Annotated in this window: 14 protein-coding genes and 1 pseudogene; 3 read left to right on the top strand and 12 right to left on the bottom strand. The window is 40.5% G+C overall.

The features are described 5' to 3' along the window. Window positions 1–145 precede the first annotated feature (145 nt). Both NOS7524_RS30305 and NOS7524_RS26560 read right to left on the bottom strand, forming a co-directional pair. Entirely contained in the window at window positions 146–319 is a 174-nt protein-coding gene (locus NOS7524_RS30305) for a hypothetical protein (protein WP_171815400.1), read from the bottom strand. A gap of 299 nt (window positions 320–618) precedes the next feature. Next, a complete protein-coding gene (locus NOS7524_RS26560) occupies window positions 619–846 on the bottom strand; it encodes a hypothetical protein (RefSeq protein ID WP_015141575.1) in 228 nt (75 codons plus the stop codon). Between the two features lie 271 nt (window positions 847–1,117). Between NOS7524_RS26560 and NOS7524_RS31240 the strand changes: the two genes are divergently transcribed. Next, window positions 1,118–1,285 carry a hypothetical protein gene (locus NOS7524_RS31240; protein WP_442789473.1) on the top strand — a complete coding sequence of 56 codons (168 nt, stop codon included), beginning with the start codon at window positions 1,118–1,120 and terminating at the stop codon, window positions 1,283–1,285. A gap of 136 nt (window positions 1,286–1,421) precedes the next feature. Here the strand turns inward: NOS7524_RS31240 and NOS7524_RS26555 are convergent. The 5 genes and pseudogenes from NOS7524_RS26555 to NOS7524_RS26535 all read right to left on the bottom strand — a co-directional run. Further along, a pseudogene (locus NOS7524_RS26555) lies at window positions 1,422–3,320 on the bottom strand (peptidase domain-containing ABC transporter); the annotation flags it as partial. 147 nt (window positions 3,321–3,467) lie between these two features. Beyond that, window positions 3,468–5,597 (bottom strand): HlyD family efflux transporter periplasmic adaptor subunit, encoded by a 2,130-nt coding sequence (locus tag NOS7524_RS26550; RefSeq protein WP_015141573.1) that lies wholly within the window; start codon window positions 5,595–5,597, stop codon window positions 3,468–3,470. A gap of 1,116 nt (window positions 5,598–6,713) precedes the next feature. Next, window positions 6,714–7,325 (bottom strand): hypothetical protein, encoded by a 612-nt coding sequence (locus tag NOS7524_RS26545; protein ID WP_015141572.1) that lies wholly within the window; start codon window positions 7,323–7,325, stop codon window positions 6,714–6,716. A 313-nt stretch (window positions 7,326–7,638) separates the two neighbouring features. Then, a complete protein-coding gene (locus NOS7524_RS26540) occupies window positions 7,639–8,382 on the bottom strand; it encodes a class I SAM-dependent methyltransferase (RefSeq protein WP_015141571.1) in 744 nt (247 codons plus the stop codon). Between the two features lie 180 nt (window positions 8,383–8,562). Further along, a complete protein-coding gene (locus NOS7524_RS26535; RefSeq protein ID WP_015141570.1) occupies window positions 8,563–9,279 on the bottom strand; it encodes a diacylglycerol/polyprenol kinase family protein in 717 nt (238 codons plus the stop codon). Between the two features lie 60 nt (window positions 9,280–9,339). Between NOS7524_RS26535 and yidD the strand changes: the two genes are divergently transcribed. Beyond that, a complete protein-coding gene (gene yidD, locus NOS7524_RS26530; protein WP_015141569.1) occupies window positions 9,340–9,570 on the top strand; it encodes a membrane protein insertion efficiency factor YidD in 231 nt (76 codons plus the stop codon). 80 nt (window positions 9,571–9,650) lie between these two features. Here yidD and NOS7524_RS26525 read toward each other — a convergent pair whose 3' ends face one another. The 3 genes from NOS7524_RS26525 to psbQ all read right to left on the bottom strand — a co-directional run bounded on the left by NOS7524_RS26525 (window position 9,651) and on the right by psbQ (window position 12,365). Beyond that, the gene (locus NOS7524_RS26525) at window positions 9,651–10,496 is read right to left on the bottom strand and encodes an alpha/beta fold hydrolase (protein WP_015141568.1); all 846 of its coding nucleotides are present in this window, start codon (window positions 10,494–10,496) and stop codon (window positions 9,651–9,653) included. A 121-nt stretch (window positions 10,497–10,617) separates the two neighbouring features. Continuing rightward, the gene (locus NOS7524_RS26520) at window positions 10,618–11,706 is read right to left on the bottom strand and encodes an NAD(P)/FAD-dependent oxidoreductase (RefSeq protein WP_015141567.1); all 1,089 of its coding nucleotides are present in this window, start codon (window positions 11,704–11,706) and stop codon (window positions 10,618–10,620) included. A 155-nt stretch (window positions 11,707–11,861) separates the two neighbouring features. Further along, on the bottom strand, window positions 11,862–12,365 hold the full coding sequence (psbQ, locus tag NOS7524_RS26515; protein WP_442789472.1) for a photosystem II protein PsbQ: 504 nt from the start codon (window positions 12,363–12,365) through the stop codon (window positions 11,862–11,864). 266 nt (window positions 12,366–12,631) lie between these two features. Between psbQ and NOS7524_RS26510 the strand changes: the two genes are divergently transcribed. Next, complete coding sequence (locus tag NOS7524_RS26510) at window positions 12,632–13,060, top strand: hypothetical protein (protein WP_015141565.1); 429 nt, start codon at window positions 12,632–12,634, stop codon at window positions 13,058–13,060. 2 nt (window positions 13,061–13,062) lie between these two features. Here the strand turns inward: NOS7524_RS26510 and NOS7524_RS26505 are convergent, their stop codons facing one another. Further along, the gene (locus NOS7524_RS26505; protein ID WP_015141564.1) at window positions 13,063–13,443 is read right to left on the bottom strand and encodes a YkvA family protein; all 381 of its coding nucleotides are present in this window, start codon (window positions 13,441–13,443) and stop codon (window positions 13,063–13,065) included. A 14-nt stretch (window positions 13,444–13,457) separates the two neighbouring features. Further along, window positions 13,458–13,868 (bottom strand): thiol-disulfide oxidoreductase DCC family protein, encoded by a 411-nt coding sequence (locus tag NOS7524_RS26500; protein ID WP_015141563.1) that lies wholly within the window; start codon window positions 13,866–13,868, stop codon window positions 13,458–13,460. Window positions 13,869–13,909 lie beyond the last annotated feature (41 nt).

Below are 13,909 nucleotides of genomic sequence, written 5' to 3'. Positions count from 1 at the left end.
TTATTCATTAGTAAATAACGAAATAAAATCAATTTAAATTAACTCAAATAAATCACACCTACATAGGTAAAACAAATACCTATATAGGTGTGAAATTACAGTTTATTGGGACTACTGAACTAATTAGTCTGTGGATTTTTTAGGATTAGGAAAAACGGAAGCATCTCCGGACACACCGTCTAAATCTAAAGCATCTTCTGTCAAAGCGGTCATCGTCACGTCCGCCTCCAAAGCTACGTTGTTGTCCTCCAGATAGAAGCTGTTGTTCATCTGTAGATAATGGCATGATTAAATCAGATGCAATCATTTGATTTGACATAATTACCTCAATTATTTACATGGGTTTTAGGTATCACCATGACAGACAAAAACACTTTAAATGATGCAAAATTGCCAACAAGATTTTGAGTTAAACTGTGCAGGAATCAGCATCATACAGTCAAAATCATTCACAATTAGAAAAAGAGAGAACAGAAAGTTTATTACTTATATTTAGCACTTACTTATCTGTTCTCTGGATAGTTAATTAATCCATGTGAAGAAAGTAGAAGAATGAAGAAATTCATCAAAATAAATTATGTTAATCTTCTACTATCACGACTTCATACATTGCAAAGATTAGCTGCGATCGCGTTCAAGTTTTTGAATGCGAACAATGGCTCTAGTTCTGCTGGTTTTTCTAATTCTGTAAGTACCAGAACGTAGATTCATAAACCCTTGATCACCATCGTCTTCGCTGTCTTGAAGCTCTAAATCATCCTCTGTTCTAGCTTGTCCACCAGCTAGAAGTTGTTGTTGTTCTGCGGATAAGTCTGCAAGTAAATCAGACATCATTAGAATTGACATAAATTCTTTACCTCACTTACGTCTATAGGTGTTAATCACCTATGTGTTTATTATTTAATATTTGCCATTAATTTAAATTAGTCTAAAGTGGTAATTAATAATATCTTGATCTTCTGACTTTTGACACATGAAAATTGAGTTAAGTACATTTTTAACTGTCAGAATTAGACTCAATTAATATGATCACTCTAATTACTGAGTTTACTAAGAAAAATAGATGCACAATGTTGTACATCTATAAAGCGTTTATTGCAAACTTGAATTATTAATTTTGAAATTTTTATCCCTTAGTATAACCACAAGACTTACACAGTTAAAAACTTTAAATGCTCTCCCTGTTGAGCAAGAAAATCTTCTAGAGTGCCTTGGAGTTGCACCTTACCTTGATCTAGTAAGACAATCCAATCAGCGCGATGAACTACGCTCGGACGGTGGGTGATCAAAATTGTGGTTCTGCCCTGTCTATATTCTAAGAGTCTATCTAAAACTTGAGTTTCACTAACGGGGTCTAATCCCGCAGTTGCTTCATCTAAAATTAGGACGGGTGGATTAGTGAGAATACCCCTGGCGATCGCTAATCTTTGTCTTTGTCCACCGGAGAGATTTGCCCCAAATTCCCCTAACACCGTTTGATATTTATTAGGTAGTTGGCTGATAAAACCATCAGCATCAGCAACATGACAAGCTTTCACAACATCTTCAAAGGCAATATGGGGCGTTCCTAGTTGAAAATTTTCTAAAATTGAGCGACTCCAGAAATGAGGTTCTTGGGGGACATAAACTACTTGTTGTCGTAAACAATCCAGAGCTAAATCGTGAATATTATAAAAACCAATCCGAATATTCCCAGAATTTGGTTGATATAAACCTGCAATGAGTTTTGCTAAAGAACTTTTACCGCAACCTGACTTGCCAATTAAAGCAACAACCTGTCCTCCAGGTAGCTTGAGAGAAAAATCTTCCAATAAATCCACTCTACCAGGGTGATGAAAGTTGATATGGGAAAAACGAATATCTGCATCACCAGCTATTTGCGCTACTGGCTTTTGCTGTTTCTCATCTACTTCTGGGGTAGCATCAATCACTTCTAATAGACGAGAAACAGCAGTTTGAGAACGAAAATATTCATCTACTAAACCCACCAACGTACTAATTAACGCCAGAACATTAACTTGGAGAGTATTAATAGCCAGCATTTGACCAATACTCAACTGACCTTGTATTACCAAAATGCTGCCTAGTCCCAGTAAAGTTACACCCCCAAGGGTAGAGAAAAGGCTCGCAATCGTATTATTGATAATTCCTATTTGGATGGTGCTAAAAGTGAGATTAGCCAACCGTCCAAAACGGCTTTGTAATTCATCCCAAAATTGTGGCGCGGCATTAGTTGTTTTTAAAACCTGTGCGCCTTTAAAAGTTTCTACCAAGACACCTTGATTTTCTGCCCCTAAAACTAATAAACTGCGCGTTTTTTGTTGCAAAACCGGTAAAAGTGGCAGAGTTGATAAACTCATTAACGCACCGATGAAAATCACTGCTATTGATAGCTGCCAACTATAAAACAGCATCAAGCAGAACGAGATGACAGCAATGAAAAATTGGCTAGGTAATAGGATGACAATCTGGGAAACTAACTGATTAATCTCGTTAATATCTCTGAGTCGGCTAGTAATTTCTCCACTGCGACGAGCTTCGTAGTAAGTCAAAGGTAATTGCAGTATTCTGCGCCCAAACTCCAAGACTAGACCTAGTTGTAACCTTTGACTAAAGTGAGCAATCATCGTTGATTCCATGACTTGCATACTGCTACTAAACAAGTTCATGATCACAACGGCTGTGACGACAACAGTTAGTAACTGAGTGTCACCGCGAATCAAAACATCATCTGTTAGCAGCTGAATCAGAATTGGAGTACCTAGAGCGAGTACACCCAGAACAATGTTGAGCATGAATACCTGGGTGAGTAGTCCCCGATAAGGGATGATGCGCTTGAGAAAGCGAGCAAACCCGTGCTGTGGTTTTTCTTGGGGTTGTTGAGCAAAGCGCGTGGGATCTGGCTCTACTAGCAGCATCACACCATTCCAAGCTGTTGTTAGCTCTTCCCGGCTGACATAGCGAACGCCCACGGCTGGATCAGCTATGACATAGTTTCGCCCTTTTTTATCGTAGAGAACTACCCAGTGATAGCCCCGCCAATGAATAATTGCAGGCAATGGTAGTTCTTTGATTCGGTCTATGATCTCAGGTGCAGCTTTTACTGCTCTGCCATTAAAACCCAGATGTTCAGCACCGCGTTTGAGACCTAATAAAGTCGTACCTAGTTGTCCTGTTCCTACAGCTTCTCGGCTTTTATTGAGGCTTAAAAAGCGTCCGTAATGCCTGCAAATTGACACTAGACAAGCTGCTCCACAGTCTTCTTCACTTGACTGTAAAACACACTTGTAATTTTTGCGGGATTTGAATAGACCAAACATGAGTGATGTACCTATTTTAAGGTTGTAGGGATGTAAGGGTGTAGGGGGAGCAGAGGGGGATGTAGCTTGCTTCCCGTAGGGTGGGGGATGAGGGGGATAAGGGAGAGTCTTCCCAATCCCCAATCCCCAATCCCCAGTCCCCAAGCCCTACATATCTGCAATTAATCTGGCTTTTCTCAGAATGAATCGCATGACTGTTTCTTGACGGGAAATAATGTCTGCTTGTCCTTCCATTCCTGATTTGAGTTGGCATTGCCTTGAGCCTCTACCAACGTAAGGAGTTTGTGGTTCTATTGTGACTTCGTAGGCGGATGCTCTCACGCTTGGTGTTGGGCTATTGTTGGCAATTGGTAGGGCATCTGGTGCAATTGTTTTGACTGTGCCGTTGAGAGTGCCATAGTCTGGATAGGGACAGGCGGAAACCCGCATCTGGACTTGTTGGCCGGGTTTGATTTTGTTAATCTCTTGGGCTGGTACATTAGCTTTAATCAGTAAGGGGGCGTTGAGGGGAGCAATTTGAGCGATCGCTTCACTTGGTTGCACTACCTGGCCTGGGTTACGCAAGTTCAATTGCAATACAGTCCCGGCAATGGGAGCGCGAATTACACTCTGGTTAATGTCGTTTTCTGTTTGTTGCAGTTCTTTGCGGCTTCTATCCAGTTGTTTTTGAAATTCTAAGCGTTGTTGTAGAAGGGTTTCTCTTTCTTTGTTCAAAGCGGCTAAAGTAGCTATACCTCTTGCCTGTTCTTGCTGAATTCGTTCTAATGCTACCGTTACAGGAGCATCACTAGGATTAACACCGGTTCTGGCCTTGATTAAATTCGTTTGTGCGGTTGTCAAAGCTTGGTCTTTTTCTTCCAGAAGGTTTTGGGCGTTGGCTCTAGCTTGAGCCAGTTTCGCCTCGGCTGAGATAACGGCTTGTGCTTTTTCTTCGCGCAGATTGTTAGCGTTAGCTTTGGCTTGAGCCAGTTTCGCCTCGGCTGATTTGATGGCTTGTGCTTTTTCTTCTAACAGGTTTTTGGCGTTGGCTTTGGCTTGCTCAAGTTTGGCTTTGGCTGAGATAACGGCTTGGCCTTTTTCTTCACGCAGATTTTTGGCATTGGCTTTGGCTTGTACGAGTCTCGCCTCCGCCGAAATGACGGCTTGTGCTTTTTCTTCTAAGAGGTTTTTGGCGTTGGCTTTGGCTTGTGCGAGTTTCGCCTCTGCTGCTATCACAGCTTGTTCTTTTTCTTCAAAGGTATTGCGAGCGATCGCTCCTGATGCAACTATGGGTAACATTCGGTCACGTTGGGCGATCGCTACATTTAAAGCGGCTTTTGCTTCTTCGACTGTGGCGCTTAAAAGGTTTTCATTCTGCAAGCGATCGCGCTGTTCTCTAGCAACTTTCAAGGCGGTTTCGGCTTCTTCTACGGATGCTGTTAACAGTCTTTCCCGTTGTAAGCGTTCTTGTTGGGCTTTAGCTAAATTCCAGGCGGCTTCGGCTTCTTCTAAAGTTGTGGTTAAGAGGTTTTCATTCTGTAAGCGATCACGCTGTTCTCTGGCTAATTTCAAGGCATTTTCGGCTTCTTCTACGGATGCTGTTAATAGTTTTTCCCTTTGTAATCGATCACGTTGGACTCTCGCTAAATTTAAGGCGGCTTCAGTTTCTTTTACGGTTAGCTGGAGCAGCTTGTCTCGTTGGAGGCGATCGCGTTGTATCCTAGCTAAAGTTAAGGCTGTTTGGGCTTGTGTCATATCAGCCATAGCTTTGATTTGCTGGTCTTGATAGTTGCGTTGTGTACCACTAAGTTCAGCTTGTACAGCTAGATTGGTGCGGTAATTTAAAATGTTTTGGGCAGCAATTTGAGCATCAAGTTCTTTGAGTTGAGCATTGATGTTATTTTGTTGTAACTGAATCTGCTGAATCAGGTTTTGTAATTGGCTTTTTTGGTTCTGAAGGCGGGAATTATCAATATAAGCGATCGCTTCTCCTGGTGCTACCGTTTGGTTTTCTGCAATGTCAATCTTTTGAATTTTGCCACTAATGAGCGACTGCACAACCCGCAAGTCTCCCACAGGACGAATAGTTGCAGGTACTTTGACTGTGATGTTGTATTTAAGGATAGTTGCCAAACCAACCCCAGCTACAAACAGACTTAAGACGACTCCGCCGCCAATAGTTGTCCATTTACCAATATGGGGGAGAAACTCGTTGGCTTCTAATGTCGGCAGTTGCTCTGGATTTGGCTCATTTGATTGCTGCCAAAAATTATTGATGTGTTGGCGTAAGGTGTTCACAGTGTTGCACCTTCTATATATATGTGTGCAGAAAGTAGACTCAGTGAATAGATCGCCTGGTAAATCAACAGGCACTATTCATCACAACAAAACGTGAAACTACCTATTTTCAGGATAAAAAGGCAGAATTCAAAGCGTGGATGGGCGATCGCATCTAGCAACTTTAGAAGCTCAATGCGAAATGTCCACAAATGTTGCTAATACTAGCGAACATAATGTTGATGGATTGATATAATTAGAGACGGGGAACAAGAAAAGAGTGCGCTGGTAAAGTCATCACTTTTCTTAGTCATCTGGCGTTAGTAACGTCTAGAGAAAATAGAGGAGAACGCTCAAACTCCCTCAAAACCCTCACTTACGTTGAGCGAATTACTATTACCTCCTCTCCCCTTTTTTAATCAAAGGTTCAGACATAGTTTTTAACATTTACTTACCAAAAAAATTGTGAATCTAGCTGTTTTAGCACAATTATTTAGTGCCATCACAACTAAAAGCCCTAAGCCTTATATGGTAGTTTTCAAATAAATGAAATAGATGAGTATGGCTCTTAGTTATCTGCCTGAATTTAGACAGATGAAACTTAAGAACACGGTGCAGCCATAGCATAACCCTAACCTTATCCAACAAAAGGTAGCTGTGCTGCTGATCCCTATAGTCTTGTGTAAAATACCTTGTGTTACTTTTCCTAGAGAATTTTCTAGGATGATACCAAGTTCAGCATTACAGAAGAACTGGTTATCAGTTCCCTTATTTAAACAGAATCAAGCCGAAATATTTAGATTGAAGTAATATCATCAAATTCCCAAGTTTACGGTGCTATGTGGGAAATTTCACAACAGTTTACTCTGTAATCATTCAGTTATTCGGAATAGCGATCGCAGATGCTTAGTAGGTGTATGAACCAAGGATTTATGGATAAACACATGATTATTAGCCTCACTTACATGACTTAGATGAAACACCATCTAAGAACTTAACTATACGCACTGTTCTCTATGAATTCATAAACCTGGAGACATAAATGCAACTTAGAAGTTTACTACTTATAGTAGATGCAAAGTTATCTGAGCTACCAAAAGTAAAGCTAGGCTGGGTTTTGGGAAGTTGACTATAAACCTATAAACCATCCCACTGGAATTCTGCTAGCAGTAATAGGGAAAAAACCATCAAAGCACCAGTGGTGAGAAATTGCCACGCCACAACATAAGGCAAAATAAAAATCAAGAGTAAGTGCAGCAGACCTGTAAAGATTAAAGCACGCGATCGCACCCCTAAACCAGTACACAAGTAGCCGATTGTACTCAATCCCAACCATAATGGACACAAATTCAACAAGATTTTACCCCAGCCTAAGAAAATACTTAAATCAGTTAATATCACCCCAAATAGCATGAGTATCACCCAGGAATACAGCACCCATTTAACGTGGTGCATTTTTACCCAATAATGCGTCCAAATTACCATTGCTACGATACCAATCAAGCTGAGTAATGACCACCAAGTTGCTTGCAAACTCCAACTAATAGGGAGAAACTGAGCAGTAATAAACATGGGAATCAGCAATAAACTCCAAAATATACAAGCTTGATCAATGCAAGTGTAAAAAGTGGAATAAAGTTTTATCTTGCCAATTTTCCAATTAACGTGCCAAATTCCTTTTATTTCATGTTCATCTACAGTTGCTTGTTTGAGCCTTAGAGGTGGCTGTGAAGAATTAAAAAAGCTCATTGTTGCCAAAAATTTATTTTTTTAATCTGAAAGTATCTTGCTCACTTTTTATTTAAATTTAGCCAAATAATACTTCTACTCTCTGGGGTAAGAAATTAGGTTATTTCATATCTACTACAGGGAATAAGTTTAGTTATTTAATTTACTAAAAATTTGTTTTATTAAAAAACCACTAAAGAAAATCTCATTAGTGGTCATTATTCTGATACAGCAAATAATTGAAAAGTAATGAGTAATAAGTAGTGAGTAATAAGTAAATTTTTTACTCATTACTCATTACTTATTACTCATGGTCTACCTCACTTACTTCAAACTATAATAATTTGCGGTAACAACGAGCTGTAATCAAATACGGATGAAAAACTTCTAAAAAGTATTGCTGAATTGTGCGGAAGAAACTATCTAATACTGTCGGATCATCCAGATGAAAAGGATACTCATTATTGAATCCTTTGAAGAAGTACCAGTTGAGGATAAGTTTACCTTCAGATGCAAGTGCATGATAGAACTTTACTAACTGGTTACTTGGTTCTGGTAGATGTTCTAAAACATCAAAGCATAAAATAGTATCAAACAATTCTGTCGTGGGAAATTCCGCAGTACAAATCAGTTTGTTTTCTAAGCCCAGTTTTTTTGTCCGATACTGCACAAATTCACGATTGATGGGATTAATATCACAATATATCACCTGCGTGACTTGAGGACACAAAGCCGCCGCAATAGCATGAGTACCAATACCACCACCAAAATCTAAGACTTTACCACTAGCTTGATCTGCAATTAAACGCAGGGTATCTTGAATATATTCTTGACTATTTAAATGGAAAGCTGCTAAATCGAATAAATAATTATGACCAACTTGATTACTGTAAAAATCGTTAACTGTCTCCCAATTAAATTGATTTTGGCCTAATTCAGCCATAGCCGCTAAACCTGTTTGAATTTTAGATGTTAAAAAGTCAGCTTCTACATTCAAAAAGGTTTGTAAATGATGCTCTAACTGAAAGCTATTTTCCCAATAAGAATTGAAAAAAGTAGGTGTAGGAAAAGTCAACATATATCTAAACTCTATCAGTATGGTCATTAATTCATATCGTGTTTATTATTGCAATCAACACGATATCAATAGTCAAATTTTTACTTAGTAAATTTTATCAAAAAAACATTTATTTATTATCAAATTGATTTAGCAATAGATATGAATTTTGCTGATTTGTTTGCAGTAAAATAGCATTCATTATCTATTTAAGTACATTGGCAGAATTTGCATTAATGCAAAAGCTAAACCTGCACTGCCTAGTGGTACAGTCAAATTGTCAATTCCTAAAAATGAAAAAGCTTCTAAAGCAGTAGCAACAACAGCAACTGCCAATGCTACTATCCAAGTTTGCCAAATATTGCCGAATACACCCAATAAAATTAAACTACACACCAAATAGCTAACTAAAACCATTGTTAAAGAGCCTTCCCAACTTTTTTGCGCTCCCCAAATTTTATACTTGTGTTTACCAAAGCGTTGACCAATCAAAGCTGCTAGTCCATCACCCCAAGCCATAACCATCATACCGATCGCAGCGTACTGGGGTTGTTGCAAGTACCAAAAACAAGCCACTAAAATACCTACACTAGCAGCATAAAAAAATGTGCCTAAACTTTGTCTGCCTACGCTGTTGATACCTGGGAGAATAGGGAATATATACGACAATAGCGTGACTACACTCGCCACAATGGAAGCTCCAATCCCTACACTGGCAGGAATATTTAACCACCAAGCGATGAAAATAACATGACCAGCACCGATATGAACAATTTTGCGGATAATTTCCGGATCGCTAGTAGCAAAGCGACTTACCAATCCAGCGATCGCCAGAATCAAAGACACCCAAGCCGCAACTATAGAAATTTGCAGCCACAAAGGGGGATTGGAGATTAAATCAGGAAATGAAGTCAACAAAAGATGTTAATAGATAGAACAGATTTACCCTGTTTACCAATTTATAGGATTTAGGTGACGATGAAGCAATTATTGATTTGGTTAATTCAAGGCTACAGAATATTGATCTCGCCATTATTCCCCCCAACTTGCCGTTTCCAGCCGACTTGTTCAATGTATGCCATCCAAGCCATTGAAAGATTTGGCGTATTTCGCGGTGGCTGGATGGCTATTTGGCGCATCCTCCGTTGTCATCCCTTCCATCCCGGTGGTTATGATCCTGTACCGGAGAAAGAGGGGAGTGGGGAGTAGGGACTGGGGACTGGGGATGAATATTTTACTCAGCACGCTGCTCACGCCCTGCTCTGCTAACAGCACTCCCCAGTCAGCACTCACTCAGCACAACGTACAAAGGGGAGAAGGTCTTCTAGAATTGTTTTGTGATAGTGTTCTTGTGGATAATGACCGACGTTATTTAATTTAATTACTTCGGCATCGGGTACAGATTTAGCGAAACTTTCTGCTACATCTATAGGCAACCACGGGTCAATAATACCCCATTGAATGAGGATTGGTTTTTGCCATTGTTTAAAGCCAGATTCAATTTCTGACATAGCTGATGGCAATTGTAAATTGCGAATAGTTGCTAACAGCGCCCGCCCCACGGCTGAAGTTTTCAAAAAGGGTTTACGATAAACATCTAAGTCTTTGTCTTCAATACGATAACGGCTACCACCTTCTAAAGTCCGGTCAACTAATAGGGGGTCTTGGGTCATCATTTCACCTGCCAATGGTAAACCCATTTGTTGAATTTTCCAAGGTAATTTGGCAGTAGTAGAAATTGGTGTATTTAAAATAGCTATGTTGACAATTTTTTCGGGGTTTCTTAAGGCATATTGTAAACCTACAGAACCTAAAAAACCTTGTACAACTAAAGAGAACTTGTCCAGTTCTAAAGCATTAATAAATCCGTCTAAAGCTTTAATAAAAGCATCAGGAGTGTAAGCAAATTCTCTTTTTTCCGGCTTGCCAGAAAAGCCATAACCAATCCAATCTGGTGCGATCGCTCGTGTTCCCTGACTAGCTAAAGCTGGCATAATATTCCGCCAACTGTAACTTTGTGATACCAACCCATGCAATAAAACCACAGGCAATAAATCACTTTGACCAATTGGTGCAGCTTCCCGATAAAACCACTCAAAACCATCTATGGTTATTTTATTTTCTGTTATTGACACGCTACTTTCCTAAAAATTTATTCAAACGACGGAGAATAGGGCATTAGGCATTGAGCATTCCTCAAAAATTCCCCCTCATCTCCCCCATCTCCCCCAATCCCCAATCCCTACTCCCTACTCCCTACTCCCCACTCAGAATCTTCTCACGAATTGCGCTAGCTGTTGCGGGAGCCAGTAAAACCCCATTGCGATAGTGTCCTGTAGCTAACAGGACATGATTACACCCTGGTAATGTCTCAATTACAGGGGCAGGACGACCTTCTGGACGGGGACGCAAACCTGACCAAGTGCGGATAATTTTGGCTGTTGCTAACTCTGGACAAAAGGCAATAGCTTGTTGTTTGACGGATTCTAAGAGTTCGTGATTGGGTGGGATCTCATCGCCATTGCTAGGAAATTCCACTGTTGCGCCTATCCAGTAATCTCCGCCACCAATCGGTACTATATGCACATCATTACCATTGATAGCTGGTTGAAAGTCAGGATTTCCTAAAAAATGACCTAAAGATACTTGCAATGCTTGCCCCAATACAGGACGAATATCTACCTTTTGATGGAGTTGTGCAGTCAGTTCTGTAGAACCCAAGCCAGCAGAGATAATCAGCCAATCGGCGCTAAATTTTCCGGCTGTTGTCTCAACTGCAATAGATTGGCTAGTTGCTGGTGTGGGAATTCCTAAGACATTAACACCAAATTTGAAAGTTACACCTTTTTTCTGTGCGCCTGCAACTAAAGCTAGAGTTAAGGCGGTAGGGTCTAATTGGCGGTCTTGAGGAGAGTAGACAGCGCCAGTAACTTGGGGATGATTAACTTGAGGACAAATATCTTTCAGTTTTACCGTATCCCAAACTTCCAATTGCCAACCTTGGGAATGGCGAATTGCTGCTAAATTTTCCCAGTCTGCTAAATTATCTTCTGCTAGACACAGATGAAGTATACCTTGACGGTTGAAAGGGATAGTAAGACCAGTTAAAGCTTCTAATTCAGGAATCAAAGTTTCATAGCGTTGGATGCTATTTTGCCGCATTTGCCAAGCCTTACCCTTGACTTTCTGGCTAATTATCCCCACCAGAACACCGAGGGCTGCACCTGTAGAAGCTTGTGCTGGTGGCTGTTTATCGAAAACTGTAATGTTAATGCCTGGGACTTGGCTGAGTTCATAGGCGATCGCTGCACCAATCACCCCACAGCCGATAATGATTACATTCATGATTTTTACTTACAGGACGGGGAAATAGGGGAGTGGGGAGTAGGGGAAGTGGGGGGAGATGGGGGAGTCAATTTCCAATTTTGCTCCCCCTTATCCCCCTCATCCCCCTCATCTTCTTCATCCCCCTCATCCTCTCTTATTTTCCTCTATCGTCCTTAGCTAGCTTCTGACTCACTGGGGGTTTCAGGAAGCAATTGGAGGAACTGATCAACATCTGCAAAAGCAGCTTGATAGTTACTTAAGGCCAGTTGAGTATTACCAGTGCTAGCAGCCTGATCGATTTTAACTAGGTGGTTGAGCAAATCTTTAGTGATTTGCCTAGCTGCGGTTTGTTCTTTAGGTAGCAGGTTGGGTGTGATATAGGTCATACTCAACCTAACTTCTGCCATCGGGCCGTGGATAAAATTACCCACATCGATCCATTCTTTTTTCTGAATAAGAGTTTTCAGTTCGTCTGCGCGATCGCGCACAGCTTTAACTTCAGGAGAGTGAACCTGAATTTTCTCAATTTGAGCAGCTGTGTAAGTTGGAGGTGCAACTGCGGTAGTAGGACTACCACAACTAACTAGAAAAGTTGCTACAAGTACAAGCAGTAATGAAATGATTGAGCGTTGACGCGCCATACACTGAAATGGGTTGGTTTCCTTTTGCCGATTCACAGTGTAATTTTAGATCGCTGAGGTAATTTATCGTTCTTACTTGCAAATGATTTTGTAAAAAAATTTTGATATAGCACATGGTGTTTTCCACAAAAAGCTCAGTGTGAGCTGTTTTTGGAAAAATTTTAAGTACAATTGCTTAATTAGGGGCAAAGAAGGAGCAGGGGAGCAGAGGAGAACAACTTTTACCCAATCCCCAGTCCCCAGTCCCCAATCCCCAACCCCACTCCCCACTTTCGTCAGTTCAAATCAAGGAGTGTTTTTTCGTGAATGCAGCTGAACAGGCAACCAACCTTGAACTCGCCAGCAAAATTGCTACGGTGGTTAATTTATTCAAATTTGAGTTTCCTGATGCTAAGTCAGATTTAAAACCTTGGCACAATGATCCAGACACCAGAGAATTAATTGATCCAGATTCTATAGATATTGGTTTTCATTTTCCAGGTGTCAGTAAATCTTGGCGCAGTCGCAGTGTATTAATTCAAATCCGCTTTCACCAAGATCCCATCACGAAATCACGACGAGCAATTGGCTTAGAGGTAGCAGGGTTTGATCATCGCGGTGAGGTATGGCGACTCTCTACAGTGGAAAATTGGGGCTTTGTGGGCGAATCTGCTCCTTCCCCTGAAATTGGCGATCGGCTAAAACAAGTTTGCCGCCAGATTTTAGAGGTATTTACTAAATCGAGTGATTAATTTTATTTAAAAATTTTTCCTAGCCACAATACAACTAAAATTCCTAACAAAAGCCAAATAGCCACAACAACACCAGCCGCCACCCAGTTAGTTGGCTTACTTGAAGATTGCTCTATCTCAGCCCTCTCTCTACACTCAGACAATACAGATGGGGGTATTAACTTGATGAGTAACCAAATTCCTAGGGGTACTATGAGCAAGTCATCAAGGTAGCCAATGACAGGAATGACATCGGGAATCAAATCTATAGGACTAAAAGCATAAGCCACAATGATGATTGCCAACAGTTTGGCATACCAGGGAACTCTGGGGTCTTTACTGGCTAAATATACAGCATAAACATCTTTTTTTAGTTCCTTGGCGAACTGTCGTAATGACTGCATAGGGAAGGGTATTTTTAATTATCGAAATGGCAATTACCATCAACACAATAAGCTGACTGATAGGTATTGGAGCGTTTACCAAATAAGGTATAACGATTATCGCGGATTTGTTCGTAGAAGCGATCGCCTGCCCATTTTACCCCCGGTAAGGCTTGATATGCGTCTACAAAAATGCTACCAAAGGGTAACAATCGTCCAATTTCTTCTGCTGCATTGCTACCTTGCCAACGTCTATCAGGCGCATTCGCATCAATTAACATCATTCCTTGTTCACAATCTTGAGATGTTACACCCCATTGAGCCAAGGCTAGTTCATCTTGCATGGGAATATAACGAAATAGTTTACCGTGGTCTAAAGTTTCTAGTAGTTGCACCAGAGTGACGCAGAGATTGCAGTTACCATCGTAAATCACATAGTAATTCATGAAATTGACTCCAATTTGGCTGATTATTGTGTTGTTAGTTA

It is taken from the genome of Nostoc sp. PCC 7524 (assembly GCF_000316645.1).
GTDB lineage: Bacteria > Cyanobacteriota > Cyanobacteriia > Cyanobacteriales > Nostocaceae > Trichormus.
This window is presented reverse-complemented; position numbering and strand designations above follow the sequence as displayed.